This is a genomic window from Streptomyces sp. NPDC051582 (assembly GCF_040681715.1).
In the GTDB taxonomy this organism is placed as follows: Bacteria; Actinomycetota; Actinomycetes; order Streptomycetales; family Streptomycetaceae; genus Streptomyces.
Map to the genome: position 1 here is coordinate 76,532 of NZ_JBFAZJ010000029.1, position 17,213 is coordinate 93,744.

A 17,213-nucleotide genomic window follows, 5' to 3' on the forward strand; every position below is an offset into this window, starting at 1 on the left:
ACCCGATCGCCACGCGGGGGTTGCTGGGGAGCCACATGCCCGCGCCGACCCCTGGATGTGCCGTGCCCCGGTTCAGCGTCATCGTGCCCGCGTACAAGGTTCAGGCGTACCTCCAGGAGAGTCTGGACTCGGTCCTGTCCCAGTCCTTCCCGGATCTGGAACTGATCGCGGTCGACGACGCCTCCCCGGACGCCTGCGGTTCGATCATCGACGAGTACGCGGCCCGGGACCCCCGGGTGACCGCCGTGCACCTGGCGCACAACCTCGGCCTGGGCCCGGCCCGCAACGCGGGTCTGGCCCGGGCCACCGGCGACTACCTGGTCTTCCTCGACGGCGACGACACCCTCGCCCCCGGCGCCCTCCAGGCCGTCACCGACCGGCTCAAGGACACCGGCTCCCCCGACGTCCTCGTCTACGACTACGCGCGCACCTTCTGGACCGGGGAGCTCGTGCGCAACCGCCTCGCGCACCGGCTGTCCGAGGAGGGCCCCGCCAGCTTCCGGCTCACCGACCGCCCGGCCCTGCTCGGCATGCTGATGGTCGTCTGGAACAAGGCGTACCGCCGCGAGTACGTGGAACGCGAGGGGCTGGAGTTCCCGCCCGGCCTCTACGAGGACACCCCCTGGACCTACCCGGCCCTGCTGGCCGCCGAGTCCATCGCCGTCCTCGACCGGGTCTGCGTCCACTACCGCCAGCGCCGCACCGGCTCGATCCTGACCACCACCACCCGCCGCCACCTGGACATCTTCGACCAGTACGACCGGGTCTTCGGCTACCTCGCCGCCCGCCCCGAGCTGGAGCGCTGGCGCCCCGCGGTGCAACGGCGGATGGCCGAGCACTTCTGCGCCCTGTACGCCGACCCGCGCCGCCTCCCGCGCGCCTGCCGGGCCGAGTTCTTCCGGCGGGCCGCCGCACTGCTGCGCCGCCACCGGACCACCGGCACGCCTGCGCCGCCCCTGTCCCGCACGGACCGGATCCGCCACCTGCTGATGCGGCTCGGCGTGCACCGTGCGTACCGCACGCTGTCGGTGCTGCGCTCGGCCGCGCTGGCGGCGGGGCGGGCGGGGGTGTCGCTGGGGCGGGGCCTGCGCGAGAGCGCGCTGCGGCTGCACTACCGCGGCCAGCGGCTGCTGCCGCTGCGCCCGGAGCTGGCGGTCTTCTCCGCGTACTGGCACGGCGGCTACGCGTGCAATCCGGCGGCGATCGAGGCCAAGCTGCGCGAGCTCGCGCCCCGGATGCGGACGGCGTGGATCTGCGATCCGCGGCACGCGGCGACGCTCCCGGCGCAGACGGCCGTGCTCCGCCCGGGCTCGGCGGCGTACTGGACGGCACTGGCCCGGGCCACCTACCTCACCACGAACGTCAACTTCGAGCGCGCCCTGGTCAAGCGGCCGGGCCAGGTCCTGCTCCAGACCCAGCACGGCACCCCGCTCAAGCGGGTCGGCCTGGACCTCCAGGACCGGCCGGCCGCCACCCCGACGACGGACTTCGCGGGGCTGCTGCGGGGCGCGGACCAGTGGGACTACCTGCTGTCCGCGAACCGCCACTCCACCCTGGTGTGGGAGAAGGCGGTCCCGTCCTCGTACACGACGCTGGAGTACGGCTACCCGCGCAACGACGCCTTCCACCGGGCCACCCTGGACGACGTGGTGGCGCTGCGCGAGCGCCTGGGCATCCCGCTCGGGTCGACGGCGATCCTGTACGCGCCGACCCACCGCGACTACCGGCGCAGCCGGCCCGCACACCTGGACTTCGAGCGGGTGCTGCGGGACCTGGGACCGCGCTTCACGGTCCTGACCCGTACGCACCTGACGTACGCGGACGCGCCCGCCGAGCCGGTGCGCCACGCGCGCCTGGTCGACGTCTCCGCGTACCCGTCGGTGGAGGAACTCTGCCTGGCCTCGGACGCGTTGGTGACGGACTACTCGTCGCTGATGTTCGACTACGCGGCATTGGACCGGCCGATCGTGATCCACGCGGACGACTGGGAGGCCTACGAGGCCGCCCGCGGCACGTACTTCGACCTGCGGACCTGCCCGCCGGGGGCGATCGCGCGCACGGAGGACGAGCTGGTGGACATCTTCACGACGGGCCACTGGCAGGGCTCGCGCTCGGCGCAGCTGCGCGCGGCGTTCCGCTCCCGCTTCTGCTCGTACGACGACGGCCACGCGGCGGAGCGGGTGGTGCGCCGGGTCTTCCTGAACGACCCGGCGCCCACCCCGCCGATCACTCCCCTGGACGAGCGCACCCCGGCCCCCGCGGCCCCGTCCCTGACCCGGGAACCCACCCTGACCGCCGGCCTCTGGCCGTAGGGGGTGCGACCCGGTCAGCCGGACGCGGCGGTCAGCCCCGCGACCACCGACCTGGCCAGGTCGTCCAGGTACTCCGCCGGCACGGCGTCGCGCACCACCACCTGCCGCCAGTAGAGCGGCCCGATCGCCAGGTCGAGCGCCCGCCCCGGATCCGTACCCTCGGCCAGCTCCCCCCGGGCCACCGCCTCCGACACGATCCCCTCCGCCATCCGGCGCTCCCCCTCCAGCAGCGCGCCGCGCACGGCATCCGCGATCTCCGGATTGCGCGCCGCCTCCACCAGCAGGTCGGGGATCACCGCCGACGCCACCGGGTGCCGCAGCACATGTGACATCACCTCCAGCAGCGCCCGTACGTCCCCGTACAGCGAGCCCGTGGCCGGCACCGGCAGGCCGTCCACCGCGAAGGCCCCCACCAGGTCCAGCACCAGGTGCAGCTTCGACTTCCAGCGCCGGTACACGGCCGTCTTCCCGACCCCGGCCCGCCGCGCGATCCCCTCGATCGACATCCGCGAGAACCCGACCGCGGCCAGCTCCTCCAGCACCGCGGCCCGGATCGCCTCCGTCACGTCCTCGCGCAGGACGGCGGCCCCGGCGGGGGCCCGGCGGGCGGCGGCGGGAGCGGAGTCGGGGGTGGTGGTGGCGGGGTCCGTGGAGTTCATGGACCGAGCATAGCCGCGCACGCCGCCACTCCCTCGTCACGACGATACGGTTGCGTTCCGTCGCACTGAGCCCTAATCTCGCCGTAGCGACGATACGGACCCGTCCCGACGCACGACCCCGTCGAAAGCGACCCCCGTGACAGTGACCACCCACCCCGCCGCACCGGCGGTGACATCGGCCGCGCTCGCCGATCTGGCGGCGGCCCACGGCCTGACCCTCAGCGGCGCCCGCCCCTCACTGCCGAGCTACGTGCGCCGGCTCTGGGGCCGGCGCCACTTCGTGACCGCGTACGCCACCGCCCGGATGCACGCCACGTACAGCACGGCCAGACTGGGCCAGGTCTGGCACCTGGTGACCCCGCTGCTCAACGCCGCCGTCTACTACTTCATCTTCGGGATCGTCCTCGACGCCAGCAACGGCGTGGCCGACTACATCCCGTTCCTGATCACCGGCGTCTTCGTCTGGGACTTCATCGGCAGCTCCATCAACGCCTCCACCCGCGCCGTCCACAGCAACCTCGGCCTGGTCCGCGCCCTGCACTTCCCGCGCGCCAGCCTCCCCCTGTCGACCGTCGTGCAGCTGTTCCAGCAGCTGCTGGTGACCATGGGCGCGCTCGTCCTGCTCCTGCTCGCCCTCGGTCAGACCCCGAACCCCAGGTGGCTGCTGGCCGCGCCCACCCTGGCCCTGATGGCCGTCTTCTGCGCCGGCGTCGCCATGGTCATGGCCCGCATCGGCAGCAAGAACCCGGACGTCAGCCAGCTGATGCCCTTCGTCCTGCGCACCTGGATGTACTCGTCCGGGGTCATGTGGTCCATCGACTCGATGCTCAAGAAGGACCACCTCGCGCACTGGGTGACCGTCCTGCTCAAGACCAACCCCGCGGCCGTCTACATCGACCTGATGCGCTACGCGCTGATCGACGGCTTCGACGCGCACGCGCTGCCGCACCACGTATGGGCGATCGCCGCCGGCTGGGCCCTGCTCGCGGGCGTCGGCGGGTTCATCTACTTCTGGAAGGCTGAGGAGGAGTACGGCCGTGGCTGACACCAAAACCGCACCCGCACCCGCGACCACACCGGCCGCGGCGCTCCCCGACCCCCGCGACACCCGGATCCCCACCGTCATCGCCGACGACGTCCACGTCATCTACAAGGTGAACGGCGCGGGCGCGCGCAAGGGCGGCGCCACCGCCGCGCTGAGCCGGCTCTTCTCCCGGGGGCCCGCCCCCGGCATGCGCGAGGTCCACGCCGTCAAGGGCGTCACCTTCGTCGCGTACAAGGGCGAGGCCATCGGCCTGATCGGCACCAACGGGTCCGGCAAGTCCACCCTGCTCTCCGCGATCGCCGGCCTCCAGCCCGTGGCCCGGGGCAGGATCTACTCCCACGGCCAGCCGTCCCTCCTCGGCGTGAACGCGGCCCTCATGAACGACCTGACCGGCGAGCGCAACGTCGTCCTGGGCGGCCTCGCGATGGGCATGTCCAAGCAGCAGATCCGCGAGCGCTACCAGGACATCGTCGACTTCTCCGGCATCAACGAGAAGGGCGACTTCATCTCCTTGCCCATGCGGACGTACTCCTCCGGCATGGGCGCCCGGCTGCGCTTCTCCATCGCCGCCGCCAAGGACCACGACGTCCTCATGATCGACGAGGCCCTCGCCACCGGCGACGCCGCCTTCCAGCGCCGCAGCCAGGCCCGCATCGAGGAGCTCCGCGAGCAGGCCGGCACCGTCTTCCTGGTCAGCCACGGCATCGGCACGGTCCGCGAGACCTGCGACCGGGCGATCTGGCTGGAGGCCGGCGTGCTGCGCATGGACGGCCCCGCCGCCGAGGTCTGCGACGCGTACGAGAGGTTCACCTCGGGCCGCTGACGGGGGCGCGCACGCACAGGGGCGCACGCACGGGGGAACGGACGGGCCGGGACCACCAGGTCCCGGCCCGTTCCCGTCGCGCCGGCGCACCGCCGACGCGAAAGGGACGCGAAAGGGCCGCGAAAGGGCGGCCCGGGCCGAAGCCCGGGCCGCCCTTCGTCCGTCACCGCCCCGCAGGGACTACGCGTGCGCCCTCAGCAGCGAACGCATCGTGCGCATCGCGACCGACAGGTTCGCCAGGTCGAAGTCGTCCGAGCCCCGGATCTCGTCCAGGGTCGTCCGCGCCCGGCTGATGATCGCCGCGTTCTTGTCCTCCCAGGCCTTGAAGCGGTCCTCGGGAGTCGAGTCGCCGTTGCCCACCGCCAGCACGTCGGCGGTCAGCGCCGCGTGCGCCGCGAACAGGTCCTCGCGGATGGAGGCACGGGCCATCGACTGCCAGCGGTCGGACCGCGGCAGCTCGATGATCCGGTCCATCAGCTGGGTGATCTGCAGGCGGTCGGCGAGGTCGTAGTACACCTCGGCGACGTCCAGCGGGTCGACACCGGTGCGGTCCGCGATCGCGACGATGTCGAGCGTCGGGAAGGCCGAGGAGAACCCGGCGACCTTGGCCGCCAGCTCCTCCGGAACGCCCTCGCCGATCAGCTCGTCCATGATCGACTGATACCACTCCAGGTCCGCGCCGCGCACCAGCTTGGGCAGCTCGGCCCAGACCTGGGCGACCCGGTCGGAGAACAGCTCGATCGTCTCGGTGATCTGGAGCGGCTGCGGCCGGTTGTTCAGCAGCCAGCGGGTACCGCGCTCGACCAGGCGGCGCGAGTGCAGCCGCACCCGGGTCTGGACGTCGGCCGCGACCTTGTTGTCCAGCGACTCGACCGCGTCCCACACCCCGGCCAGGCCGAAGATCTCGCGGGCCGCGAGCTGCGCCCGCACGATCTCCTCCGTGGAGGCTCCGGACTCCTCGCGCAGACGGTGCAGGAAGGTCGAACCGCCGGTGTTGACGGTGTCGTTGACCAGCAGCGTCGTGATGATCTCGCGGCGCAGCGCGTGCCCGTCGATCTGCTCCGGGAACTTCGCGCGCAGGGCGCCCGGGAAGTACGCGTGCAGCAGGCGGCGCAGGTACGGGTCGTCCGGCAGCTCGGTGGCGATGAGCTCGTCCGCCACCGTGATCTTGGTGTAGGCGAACAGCACGGCCAGCTCCGGCTGGGTCAGCCCCTTGCCGGCGCTCAGCAGCTCGCGGATCTGCCGGTCGGTGGGCAGGAACTCGATGCCCCGGTCCAGCCGGCCGGCCGCCTCCAGGCGGCGCATGAAGCGCTGCTGCGCGTGGAGCAGGCTGGGGGCCTGGGAGGTGCCGTTGGCCAGGGCGGTGTTCTGCGCGTAGTTGTTGCGCAGCACCAGGTGGCCGACCTCGTCGGTCATCTCCGCCAGCAGCTTGTTGCGCTGCTTGACGGTCATGTCCCCGTCCGCGACGACCGCGTTCAGCAGGATCTTGATGTTCACCTCGTGGTCGGAGGTGTCCACGCCCGCACTGTTGTCGATGGCGTCGGTGTTGATCTTGCCGCCCTCGCCGCCGGCGCCGATCCGGGCGAACTCGATGCGGCCGAGCTGGGTCAGGCCCAGGTTGCCGCCCTCGCCGATGACCTTGGCCCGGACGTCCGCGCCGTTGACGCGGATGGCGTCGTTGGCCTTGTCCCCGACGTCGGTGTGCGTCTCGGTCGAGGCCTTGACGTACGTGCCGATGCCGCCGTTCCACACCAGGTCCACGGGGGCCTGGAGGATGGTCTGCATCAGGTCGGCGGGGGTCATCTTGGTGACGCCCGGCTCGATGCCGAGGGCCGCGCGCATCTGCGCGTTGACCGGGATGGCCTTCGCGCTGCGCGGGTGCACACCGCCGCCCGCGGAGAGCAGCTGCGGGTTGTAGTCGGCCCACGAGGAGCGCGGCAGGTCGAACAGGCGCCGGCGCTCGGCGTACGAGGTCGCCGCGTCCGGGGTCGGGTCGATGAAGATGTGCCGGTGGTCGAAAGCGGCGACCAGGCGGATGTGCTCGGAGAGCAGCATGCCGTTGCCGAACACGTCGCCGGACATGTCTCCGACGCCGACGACCGTGAAGTCCTCGGTCTGGGTGTCGTGGCCCAGCTCGCGGAAGTGCCGCTTGACGGACTCCCAGGCGCCGCGGGCGGTGATGCCCATGCCCTTGTGGTCGTAGCCGGCCGAGCCGCCCGAGGCGAACGCGTCGCCCAGCCAGAAGCCGTACGCCTCGGCGACGCCGTTGGCGATGTCGGAGAAGGTCGCGGTGCCCTTGTCGGCGGCGACGACGAGGTAGGTGTCGTCCTCGTCGTGGCGGACCACGCCCGCGGGCGGCACGACCTCGCCGCCGACCATGTTGTCGGTGATGTCGAGCAGCGCCGAGATGAAGATCTTGTACGAGGCGATGCCCTCGGCGAGCCAGGCGTCGCGGTCCACCGACGGGTCCGGCAGGTTCTTGGCGACGAAGCCGCCCTTGGCGCCGACCGGCACGATGACGGTGTTCTTGACCATCTGCGCCTTGACCAGGCCGAGGATCTCCGTACGGAAGTCCTCCCGGCGGTCGGACCAGCGCAGGCCGCCTCGGGCGACCTTGCCGAAGCGCAGGTGGACGCCCTCGACGCGCGGGGAGTACACCCAGATCTCGTACGCCGGGCGCGGCGCCGGGAGCTCCGGGATGGCCTGCGGGTCGAACTTCATCGACACGTAGGAGTGCGGCTCGCCCGCGTCGTTCAGCTGGAAGAAGTTCGTGCGCAGGGTCGCCTTGATGAGGGTGAGGAAGGACCGCAGGATCCGGTCCTCGTCGAGCGAGGCGACCTGGTCCAGTGCCCCGTCCAGCTCCTCCAGCATGGCGTCGATGAGCTCGGTGCCGGCGGACTGGCGGCCGGGCGACATCCGGGCCTCGAAGAGCGAGACCAGCAGCCGGGTGGTGTGGACGTTGTTGCGGAGGGTGTCCTCCATGTAGTCCTGGCTGAAGTTCACGCCGGCCTGGCGCAGGTACTTCGCGTACGCGCGCAGCACCACGGCCTGGCGCCAGGTGAGCCCGGCGGACAGCACCAGGGTGTTGAAGTTGTCGTTCTCGGCGTCGCCCTGCCAGACGGCGGCGAAGGCGTCCTGGAAGCGCTCGCGGGCGTCGTCGCCGAGGTAGCTGAGCGTGGCGTCGCCGTTGCCGGCGGGCAGCGGCATCCGCAGGCCGAAGTCGTAGATCCACGCGTTCGTGCGGTCGCTGCAGCGCAGCTCGTACGGGCGCTCGTCGGTGACCTCGACGCCCAGGCGCTGGAGCACGGGCAGGACCGCGGACAGCGAGACCTGCTCACCCGTGCGGTAGATCTTGAACCGGCGCTCGCCGGGGCCCGCGCCGACCGGCTCGTACAGCGAGAGCGCGAACTCGCGGTCGCTGGCGGACAGCCGCTCCAGGTGGCACAGGTCGGCCACGGCCGCGCGCGGCTTGTGGTCGGCCTTGTAGCCCTCGGGGAAGGAGGTGCCGTACTTGCGCAGCAGCTCGGCGGCGCGCTCCTCGCCCACCTCGGAGACCAGGGCGTCGCTGAAGCCGTCGGCCCAGGAGCGGGCGGCCTCGACGAGGCGGGCCTCGATGCGCTCGACGTCGGCGTCGGTCAGGACCGGCAGGTCCTTGCCCTGCGGGACGCGGATGACGAAGTGGATGCGGGCCAGGATCGACTCGGTGTTCCACGCGGTGAAGTCGACGCTGCTGCCGTCGAGCTCCTCCTGGAGGATCGCGATCAGGCGCAGCCGCACGCCGGTGGTGTAGCGGTCGCGCGGCAGGTAGACGAGCGCCGAGTAGTAGCGCCCGTACTCGTCCTGGCGCAGGTACAGCCGCAGCCGGCGGCGCTCCTGGAGGTACAGGACGGAGGTGGCGATCTCGCGGAGCTTGTCGACCGGGGTCTGGAACAGCTCGTCGCGCGGGTAGGTCTCCAGGATCTGGAGGAGGTCGCGGCCGTCGTGGCTGTTCGGCGAGAAGCCGGCGCCGTCGAGGACCTCGGCGACCTTGCGGCGGATGACCGGGACGCGGCGCACCGACTCGGTGTACGCGGCGGAGGAGAACAGGCCGAGGAAGCGGCGCTCGCCGACGACGTTGCCCTCGGCGTCGAACTTCTTGACGCCGACGTAGTCGAGGTAGGAGGGGCGGTGCACGGTGGCGCGGCTGTTGGCCTTGGTCAGCACCAGCAGGCGGTGCTCGCGGGCCTTGGCGCGGGCGTCGTCCGGCAGCCGGTTGAAGGACGGCGAGACGGGGTGGGCGTCCTCCTGGCCGCTGTGGTGCGGGTCGGAGCGCAGGATGCCGAGGCCGGTGCCGGGCACGGCGGCCAGGGCGTCGCCGTCGACGAGGTTGTACTCGCGGTAGCCGAGGAAGGTGAAGTGGTCGTCGGCGAGCCAGCGCAGCAGCTCGCGGGCCTCTTCGAGCTCGTACTCGCGCAGGTCGGGGGCGGTCGGCTCGTTCGGGAGGTCGTCGGCGATGCGCAGGGCGGCGTCGCGCATCTTCTCCCAGTCCTCGACGGACTCGCGGACGTCGGACAGCACGCGGCGCAGGTCGTCGGTGATCTGCTTGAGGTCGGCGCGGTCGGTCTCGCGGTCGGTCTCGACGTGGATCCAGGACTCGACGAGGGAGTCGTGGGGGCGCGCGGTCTTGGGGCCGTGCGCGTCGCAGTCGGGACCGAGGATCTCGATCAGCTTGCCGGTGACGTCACGGCGGACGACGACCTGGGGGTGGATCACGACGTGGATGCCGCGGCTCTGGCGGGACAGCTCGTTGGTGACGGAGTCCACGAGGAAGGGCATGTCGTCGGTGACGACCTCGACGACGGAGTGGCTGGAGGTCCACCCGTTCTCCTCGACCGTCGGGGTGTGCACGCGCACGTTCGCGGTGCCCTGCGGCCGGGTCTCGGCGAGCCGGTAGTGGGAGAGGGCCGCCCCGAACACGTCGACCGGGTCCCGGTCCAGGAGGTCCTCTGGAGCGGTGTGCAGGTAGTAGCGCTGGAGGTAGGCGAGAGTGGTGTCCCGGTCGGGACGCTCCCCCTGCTCGGACCCAGTCGGAAGTAGCCCCCCGGCCGGGCTGTGCTCAGCTACCCGTGCCGCCCGCGCGAGCAGCTCGGCCTTTGCTTCGTCCAGCTTGGTCTGCATGTCCTCTGGCTCCTGTCGCGCGCCATTGCGTGACGTAGGTGAAGGAAGGAATGGCGTGGCGCCGTGATGCGGGGTGACCGCTGGGGATCGGCGCTGCGCCGTGGAGAGAGCCGGCCGGGAGCGAACTGGCCATGATCGGCTGGGGCTCCCGGCGGCAGGGATCAGCGAAGGCCCGGGCACGGTCGTGCGCCGGGCGCAGGCCGGAGGCTGCGGCGCCTCCGATGACTATCGCGCTGATCACGGGTACCAGGCTATCTCGCCGGACCCCCTGTCCGTCACGCGCTGGATCTGTACAAAAGCAGGTCTCGAACTTTGACGATGTGCGCAGTGACGGGGGCATATTCAGGGCGTACTTATTCGGCCAGGCGGCGAGCAGCGGATACGGCCTCTGCCAGGGTGTCGACGACCTCGACCCCCGCCGATTCCAGACTGCGTCGGCTGTGCGAACCACCCGTGTAGAGGACGGCTTTCGCACCGATGTGCCGTGCCGCCAGGGCATCGTCGACCGCGTCGCCCACCAGGACCGTACGGGTGGCGGAGACACCCGTCTGCTCCAGGGCCGCCATATGGCGTACGAGGTGCCCTGCCTTGCTGGTGTGCGAGGGGCCGATCCGACCGTCGACGCGCAGGAAGTGGCGGTCGATGCCGTGGGCCTGCACGAGGGGTACGAGTTTCTCGTGGGGCGCGAGGGAGAGCAAGGACTGCGTGCTCCCGCCCGCCTGCCAGTCGCGCAGGAGCTCGCGGGCCCCCTCGGTGAGCCCGGCGCTGTCGGCCGCGGCCCAGTAGTGGCGGTGGAAGGTCGCGTCCATGACCTCCCACTCGGCTTCGGTGGGCAGCCGGCCCATCAGCCGCTCGTAGAACTTCGGCACCGGTACGACGTACAGCTCGCGGTAGCGCTCCAGCGTGATCGGCGCGAAGCCGAACTCGGCGAAGGAGGCGTTGGTGGCGGTGATGACGGCGTCGATGTCGTGCAGGAGGGTGCCGTTCCAGTCCCAGACTATGTGGACGGAAGCGACTGCGGTGACGCCCGGGGTGAGAGGAGCGCTCACTTCAGCAGCCCCGGGATCTCCTGCACGCCGAACCACAGCAGTTCGTGGTCCTCGGCGCCGTCCACGGTGAACCGCGCCTCGTCGTCCCCGGCGTCGGCGGCCTCCAGGGCAGCCGCGGCGGCCGTCACGTCGCCCAGGGCGTCGTCGGCGTCCACGTGCACGGCGGCGGCCACGGAGAGCCGTACGGCCCCCGCCAGGGTCACCTGGCCCAGGGCGGCCTCGTCGACCCCGGCAGTCGCGGCGGCGGCCTTGTCGTCCACGTCGAGGGCGACGACCACGCGCTTGCGCGGGGCCCCGTCGTCCCCGGCGAGCAGGCGCAGGGAGGCGGCGGCGGCCCGCCCGAGGGCCGCGTACTCCAGCTCCTCGATGTCGTCCGACACGTACCACTCGCGCAGCCCGGGGGTGACGGCGTACGCCCGCAGCGGGGCGGGGCCCAGCTCACCCGCCTTGTGCGCCTCGGCGAGCCCGGGGAGGGTCAGGGGGACGTACACGCGCATGGCCGGCTGCTTTCGGTAGTCGGAAACGCCCTCAGGATACGACTTGACGGGACTGCGCCGGGTGACGGCTGCGGTCCCCCATCGAAGCGCCGCCGGCGGCCGGGATCGCGTCCACGGCACGCCGCCGCGCGGCGCCGGAGCGGCCGGGGCCCACACGGCCACCCACCCGGATAGGTGAAGGGGCCGCCGGGCGGCCCGGCGCCGCGACATGGTTGCGGACGGTATCCGCGGACCGTAGAAGTCCCCTACCAAGTTACCGCCCGGTACCGCACCGGGCCCGGACTTCTCGGGGACGACCGCCATGACCAGGACCAGGAACACCGCCCGGCCCCCCGGCCGCCACGACCAGCGCCGCCCCCACGGCCCCCGCGCCCCGCGCGGCCCGCACGACTGGTTCGCCGAGCGGCTGCTGGCGGTGGTCAGCGGCCAGCGGCCGGTCCACTCGCTGCTGGGCCACACCATCGGCCAGGCCTACGACCAGCTGGTCACCCTGGCCCCCGCGGGCCCCCTGCGCGACCGCCTGCGCCCGGTCCTGCGCCAGTGCGGCCGCTTCCACCCCGGCCCGGGCGTCATCGAGGCCTTCGCCCGCATCACGACGGGCGACCGCGTCTCGGCGATGGCCTTCCGCCTGGAACAGGGCCCCGACCTCCGCTGGCGCTGCGCGGCCATCGAAATGAGCCCTCTCCCGTGACCGCTCCCGTGACCGTTCCGGTGGCCGCTCCGGTGGCCGCGGAAAACCGCCGGGCCGGACACCACGGAGGGTGTCCGGCCCGGCGGGGATGCCCGTACGGGCAGGGGTCACTTCTTGCGGCGGCGGCCGCCCGCGGCCTTCTGGGCCTTGCGGCGCTCGGCGCGCGTCATGCCGTCGCCCGCCTCCTCATCGGCGTCGAAGTCGCCCTCGACGACACCGCCCTCCCCGTCCACGCTCGGGGCGGAGAAGTGCAGCCGGTCCGGACGCTGCGGGGCGTCCAGGCCCTTGGCCCGGATCTCCGGGCGCACGCCCGCCGGCTCCTTGGTCAGCGAAGGCGCCGCGTCCTGCACCGGAAGCTCCTCGACCTGCTGCTCGACCTGGACCTCCAGGTTGAACAGGTAGCCGACGGACTCCTCCTTGATGCCCTCCATCATGGCGTTGAACATGTCGAAGCCCTCGCGCTGGTACTCGACCAGCGGGTCCTTCTGGGCCATCGCCCGCAGGCCGATGCCCTCTTGCAGGTAGTCCATCTCGTACAGGTGCTCGCGCCACTTGCGGTCCAGCACCGACAGGACCACGCGCCGCTCCAGCTCGCGCATGATGTCGGAGCCGAGCGTCTTCTCGCGCGCCTCGTACTGCTCGTGGATGTCGTCCTTGACGGACTCCGCGATGAACTCGGCGGTGATGCCCGCGCGGTCGCCCGCCGCGTCCTCCAGCTCGGCGACCGTGACCTTGATCGGGTAGAGCTGCTTGAAGGCGCCCCACAGCCGGTCCAGGTCCCACTCCTCGGCGAAGCCCTCGACCGTCTCGGCCGCGATGTACGCGTCGATCGTGTCGTCCATGAAGAAGCGCACCTGCTCGTGCAGGTCCTCGCCCTCCAGGACGCGGCGGCGCTCGCCGTAGATGACCTCGCGCTGGCTGTTGAGGACCTCGTCGTACTTCAGGACGTTCTTGCGCGTCTCGAAGTTCTGGGTCTCGACCTGCGACTGGGCGGACGCGATCGCGCGCGTCACCATCTTGTTCTCGATCGGCACGTCGTCCGGCACGTTCGCCATCGACATGACGCGCTCGACCATCTGCGCCTTGAACAGGCGCATCAGGTCGTCGCCCAGCGACAGGTAGAACCGGGACTCGCCCGGGTCGCCCTGACGGCCGGAGCGGCCGCGCAGCTGGTTGTCGATGCGGCGCGACTCGTGGCGCTCGGTGCCCAGCACGTACAGCCCGCCGAGCGACTTGACCTCTTCGAACTCGGCCTTCACGGCCGCCTCGGCGCGCTCCAGCGCGGAGGGCAGCGCGTGCGCCCACTGCTCGATGTGCTCTTCCGGGTCCAGGCCCTGCTGGCGCAGCTCGGCCTCGGCCAGGTCGTCCGGGTTGCCGCCGAGCTTGATGTCGGTACCGCGGCCGGCCATGTTCGTGGCGACCGTGACGGCGCCGCGGCGGCCGGCCTGGGCGACGATCGAGGCCTCGCGCTCGTGCTGCTTCGCGTTGAGCACCTCGTGCGGGATGCCCCGCTTGGAGAGCTGCTGCGAGAGGTACTCGGACTTCTCGACCGAGGTGGTGCCGACGAGGATCGGCTGGCCCTTCTCGTGCTTCTCCGCGATGTCGTCGACGACGGCGGCGAACTTCGCGACCTCGGTCCGGTAGATCAGGTCCGGCTGGTCCTTGCGGACCATGTCGCGGTTGGTCGGGATCGGGACGACACCGAGCTTGTAGATCTGGTGGAACTCGGCGGCCTCGGTCATGGCCGTACCGGTCATGCCCGACAGCTTCGAGTAGAGGCGGAAGAAGTTCTGAAGGGTGATCGTGGCGAGGGTCTGGTTCTCGTCCTTGATGTCCACCCCTTCCTTCGCCTCGATCGCCTGGTGCATGCCCTCGTTGTAGCGGCGGCCGGCGAGGATGCGGCCGGTGTGCTCGTCGACGATCATGACTTCGCCGTCGATGACGACGTAGTCCTTGTCCTTCTTGAACAGTTCCTTCGCCTTGATGGCGTTGTTCAGGTAGCCGACGAGCGGGGTGTTCACCGACTCGTAGAGGTTCTCGATGCCGAGCCAGTCCTCGACCTTGGCGACGCCGGCCTCGTGGATGGCGACGGTGCGCTTCTTCTCGTCGACCTCGTAGTCGCCGGTCTCCTCGATGCCCTTGAGCGGCTCGCCGGGCTCGCCCTTCTTCAGGCGGGTCACCAGCTTCGCGAAGTCCGCGTACCACTTCGTGGCCTGGTCGGCCGGGCCGGAGATGATCAGCGGGGTGCGGGCCTCGTCGACCAGGATCGAGTCGACCTCGTCGACCACGGCGAAGTTGTGGCCGCGCTGGACGAGCTCGTCCTGCGACCAGGCCATGTTGTCGCGCAGGTAGTCGAAGCCGAACTCGTTGTTCGTGCCGTACGTGATGTCGCTGCCGTACTGCTCCCGGCGCTGGGCCGGGGACATGTTCGCCAGGATGCAGCCGACCTCAAGACCGAGGAACTTGTGCACCCGGCCCATCATCTCGGAGTCGCGCTCGGCCAGGTAGTCGTTCACCGTGATCAGGTGGACGCCCTTGCCGGACAGCGCGTTCAGGTATGCGGGGAGCGTGCCGACGAGGGTCTTGCCCTCACCGGTCTTCATCTCGGCCACGTAGCCGAGGTGCAGCGCGGCACCGCCCATGATCTGGACGTCGTAGTGCCGCTGGCCGAGGACGCGCTTGGCGGCCTCGCGGACGGTCGCGAACGCCTCGGGCAGCAGGTCGTCCAGGCTCTCGCCGTCCTGGTAGCGCTGCTTGTACTCGTCCGTGAGCGCCCGCAACTCGGCGTCGGAGAGGTTGACGAAGTCCTCTTCGATGGAGTTGACCTGGTCCGCGATGCGGTGCAGTTTGCGCAGGATCTTGCCTTCGCCTGCACGCATGAGCTTGTTGAAGACGGACACCGAGGTTTGTCTCCTTGCCGGTCGGGCCTGGGCACTGGTTCGTACACGGGCACGGAGGGTGGGCCCCACCGCAACGGCCATCGTAAGCGAGGACGCGGCCGCGCCGGGAGGCCCGCCGTATCCCGCAGGGCACGGGTGCCCTGAAGGAGAACGTACGAGGTACCCGGAAGGTGCCGGTGTCCCCGACACGTCTTGCCCGAAAACTGCTCGCCCGACCCGCCCCGGCCGCGCAGAATCCGTACATGGAGCCCACGACACTGAACACGGCCCGACTGCATTTGCGCCCCTTCGTCCCGGCCGACGAGGAGGAGGTGTACACCGCGGTGCAGGACCCGGAGATCCAGCGCTGGACGATGGTCCCCTCCCCCTACTCGCGCGAGCACGCCCGCGGCTTCGTCCTGGAGACCGTCCCCGCCGGCTGGCGCGAGGACACGGCGTACAGCTTCGCGGTGCGCCTCGGGGAGGACGGACCTCTGGTGGCGGCCGTCGGCGTGCACGGGCGCGGGCAGGGCTCGTACGAGATCGGGTACTGGGCGGCCAAGGAGCACCGGGGCCGCGGCTACATGGCCGAGGCCGTCGCCGCCGTCTCCCGCTGGGCCTTCACCGAAGTGGGCGCCGTACGGCTGGAATGGCGCGCGGAGGTCGGCAACACGGGCTCCCGGGCCGTCGCGGAGAAGACCGGCTTCCGCTTCGAGGGCGTCCTGCGGGCCGCGGTGCTGCGGGGCGGCACCGCACGGGACTCCTGGATCGGCGCCCTGCTCCCCGCGGACCTGGGCCTGTCCCCCTCACTGCCGTACCTGCCCGCTGTCAGTGGCCGGGCCTAGGCTCGGCCCATGACGCTCGCAGCCTCCGTGTCCCTGTCCGCCGACGACGCGCGCCGGATCGCCCTGCGCGCGCAGGGCTTCCTCGGGGCGCCGGACCGCCGGGGCGGCGGTACCCCCGGCGGAGCCGGGGGGAGGGTGCGGGGCGTGCTGCGGCACCTGGGCGCCGTCCAGCTGGACACCATCTCCGTACTGGCCCGCTCGCACGAGCTGATCCCGTACGCGCGCCTCGGCGCGGTGGGCCGGCCCGCGGTGGAGTCGGCGTACTGGTCGGGCGGCCACGCCTTCGAGTACTGGTCGCACGCGGCCTGCATCCTGCCGATCGAGGAGTGGCCGCACTTCGCGTTCCGGCGCCGCGCCCGCCGGGCCCGCGGCCACCGCTGGCACGTCCTGCAGGACAAGGAGCGCTCGACGCAGGCGGTCCTGGACCGCCTCAGGGCCGACGGGCCGCTGACCTCCACCGAACTGGGCGGCGCCAAGAACGGCGGCGAGTGGTTCGAATGGTCCGAGACCAAGATCGCGGTGGAGTGGCTGCTGGACACCGGCGAGGTGGTCTGCACCGAGCGCCGCGGCTGGAAGCGGGTCTACGACCTGCCCGAGCGGGCCGTCCCGGACGCGCTGCTCCACGACGACCTGAACGACCGCGAGTGCCTGCGCCGCCTGGTGACGCTGGCCGGACAGAGCCTGGGCGTGGGCACCCGCGCCGACATCGCGGACTATCACCGCCTCAAGGGCGAGCAGGTCGACGCGGTGATCGCCGATTCGGGGCTGGTCCCCGTCGAGGTCGAGGGCTGGTCCAAGCCGGCCTGGGCCGACCCCGCCGCGCTGGCGACGGCGCCGCGCGGCCGCCACCGCACCACCCTGCTCTCCCCGTTCGACTCCCTCGTCTGGGACCGGCCGCGCACGGAGCGGATCTTCGGCTTCACGCACCGGCTGGAGGCGTACGTCCCCAAGACCAAGCGGATTCACGGGTACTTCGCGATGCCGCTGCTGGCGGGCGGGCGGCTGCAGGGCCGGGTCGACCCGGCCCGCGAGGGCCGCACGCTGGTGGCCCGCCAGCTGTCCCTGACCACCCCCAAGGCGGCCCGCCCCATGGCCGCGGCGCTGCGCGAGGCGGCCGGGTGGGTCGGCTGCGACGCCGTCCGCGTCGAGCGCGCGGGATCCGCGCAGGAGGCGGCCGCGGTCACGGCGGAGCTGGCGGACCTCTGACCCCGGAGGCCGGGAGCGCGGAGCCGCGAGCGCGGAGCCGCGAGCGCGCA

Annotated in this window: 11 protein-coding genes; 6 read left to right on the forward strand and 5 right to left on the reverse strand. The window is 71.7% G+C overall.

Going from position 1 to position 17,213, the window contains the following annotated elements:
* Window positions 1-35: 35 nt before the first annotated feature.
* On the forward strand, window positions 36-2,312 hold the full coding sequence (locus AB0M92_RS30635; protein WP_366105555.1) for a bifunctional glycosyltransferase family 2 protein/CDP-glycerol:glycerophosphate glycerophosphotransferase: 2,277 nt from the start codon (window positions 36-38) through the stop codon (window positions 2,310-2,312).
* A 14-nt stretch (window positions 2,313-2,326) separates the two neighbouring features.
* On the opposite strand, the gene AB0M92_RS30640 is transcribed toward AB0M92_RS30635, so the two are convergent.
* Window positions 2,327-2,971 carry a TetR/AcrR family transcriptional regulator gene (locus AB0M92_RS30640; protein WP_366105556.1) on the reverse strand — a complete coding sequence of 215 codons (645 nt, stop codon included), beginning with the start codon at window positions 2,969-2,971 and terminating at the stop codon, window positions 2,327-2,329.
* Window positions 2,972-3,107: 136 nt separating this feature from the next.
* On the opposite strand from AB0M92_RS30640, the gene AB0M92_RS30645 reads away from it, so the two are divergent.
* Complete coding sequence (locus AB0M92_RS30645) at window positions 3,108-4,016, forward strand: ABC transporter permease (RefSeq protein ID WP_366105558.1); 909 nt, start codon at window positions 3,108-3,110, stop codon at window positions 4,014-4,016.
* Window positions 4,017-4,083: 67 nt separating this feature from the next.
* Entirely contained in the window at window positions 4,084-4,839 is a 756-nt protein-coding gene (locus AB0M92_RS30650) for an ABC transporter ATP-binding protein (protein WP_366105579.1), read from the forward strand.
* 180 nt (window positions 4,840-5,019) lie between these two features.
* Here AB0M92_RS30650 and AB0M92_RS30655 read toward each other — a convergent pair whose 3' ends face one another.
* The 3 genes from AB0M92_RS30655 to AB0M92_RS30665 all read right to left on the reverse strand — a co-directional run bounded on the left by AB0M92_RS30655 (window position 5,020) and on the right by AB0M92_RS30665 (window position 11,542).
* The gene (locus AB0M92_RS30655) at window positions 5,020-9,996 is read right to left on the reverse strand and encodes an NAD-glutamate dehydrogenase (RefSeq protein WP_366105559.1); all 4,977 of its coding nucleotides are present in this window, start codon (window positions 9,994-9,996) and stop codon (window positions 5,020-5,022) included.
* Window positions 9,997-10,349: 353 nt separating this feature from the next.
* A complete protein-coding gene (locus tag AB0M92_RS30660; protein ID WP_366105560.1) occupies window positions 10,350-11,045 on the reverse strand; it encodes an HAD family hydrolase in 696 nt (231 codons plus the stop codon).
* Window positions 11,042-11,542 (reverse strand): hypothetical protein, encoded by a 501-nt coding sequence (locus AB0M92_RS30665; protein ID WP_366105561.1) that lies wholly within the window; start codon window positions 11,540-11,542, stop codon window positions 11,042-11,044. Before AB0M92_RS30665 ends, AB0M92_RS30660 begins: the two co-directional genes overlap by 4 nt.
* 301 nt (window positions 11,543-11,843) lie before the next feature.
* On the opposite strand from AB0M92_RS30665, the gene AB0M92_RS30670 reads away from it, so the two are divergent.
* Entirely contained in the window at window positions 11,844-12,233 is a 390-nt protein-coding gene (locus tag AB0M92_RS30670) for an Rv3235 family protein (RefSeq protein ID WP_366105562.1), read from the forward strand.
* Between the two features lie 107 nt (window positions 12,234-12,340).
* On the opposite strand, the gene secA is transcribed toward AB0M92_RS30670, so the two are convergent.
* Window positions 12,341-15,133, reverse strand: coding sequence for a preprotein translocase subunit SecA (gene secA / locus AB0M92_RS30675; protein WP_366105563.1), 2,793 nt, complete (start codon window positions 15,131-15,133; stop codon window positions 12,341-12,343).
* Between the two features lie 242 nt (window positions 15,134-15,375).
* On the opposite strand from secA, the gene AB0M92_RS30680 reads away from it, so the two are divergent.
* The gene (locus AB0M92_RS30680; protein WP_366105564.1) at window positions 15,376-15,957 is read left to right on the forward strand and encodes a GNAT family N-acetyltransferase; all 582 of its coding nucleotides are present in this window, start codon (window positions 15,376-15,378) and stop codon (window positions 15,955-15,957) included.
* A gap of 9 nt (window positions 15,958-15,966) precedes the next feature.
* Complete coding sequence (locus AB0M92_RS30685; protein WP_366105565.1) at window positions 15,967-17,163, forward strand: crosslink repair DNA glycosylase YcaQ family protein; 1,197 nt, start codon at window positions 15,967-15,969, stop codon at window positions 17,161-17,163.
* The last annotated feature ends 50 nt before the right edge of the window (window positions 17,164-17,213 follow it).

What these genes read in the sequence shown, in the direction of transcription:
- AB0M92_RS30635 (WP_366105555.1), top strand. Translation starts at nt 36, where the DNA reads ATGCCCGCGCCGACCCCTGGATGTGCCGTGCCCCGGTTCAGCGTCATC.
- AB0M92_RS30640 (WP_366105556.1), bottom strand. Translation starts at nt 2,971, where the DNA reads ATGAACTCCACGGACCCCGCCACCACCACCCCCGACTCCGCTCCCGCC.
- AB0M92_RS30655 (WP_366105559.1), bottom strand. Translation starts at nt 9,996, where the DNA reads ATGCAGACCAAGCTGGACGAAGCAAAGGCCGAGCTGCTCGCGCGGGCG.
- AB0M92_RS30665 (WP_366105561.1), bottom strand. Translation starts at nt 11,542, where the DNA reads ATGCGCGTGTACGTCCCCCTGACCCTCCCCGGGCTCGCCGAGGCGCAC.
- AB0M92_RS30670 (WP_366105562.1), top strand. Translation starts at nt 11,844, where the DNA reads ATGACCAGGACCAGGAACACCGCCCGGCCCCCCGGCCGCCACGACCAG.
- AB0M92_RS30680 (WP_366105564.1), top strand. Translation starts at nt 15,376, where the DNA reads ATGGAGCCCACGACACTGAACACGGCCCGACTGCATTTGCGCCCCTTC.
- AB0M92_RS30685 (WP_366105565.1), top strand. Translation starts at nt 15,967, where the DNA reads ATGACGCTCGCAGCCTCCGTGTCCCTGTCCGCCGACGACGCGCGCCGG.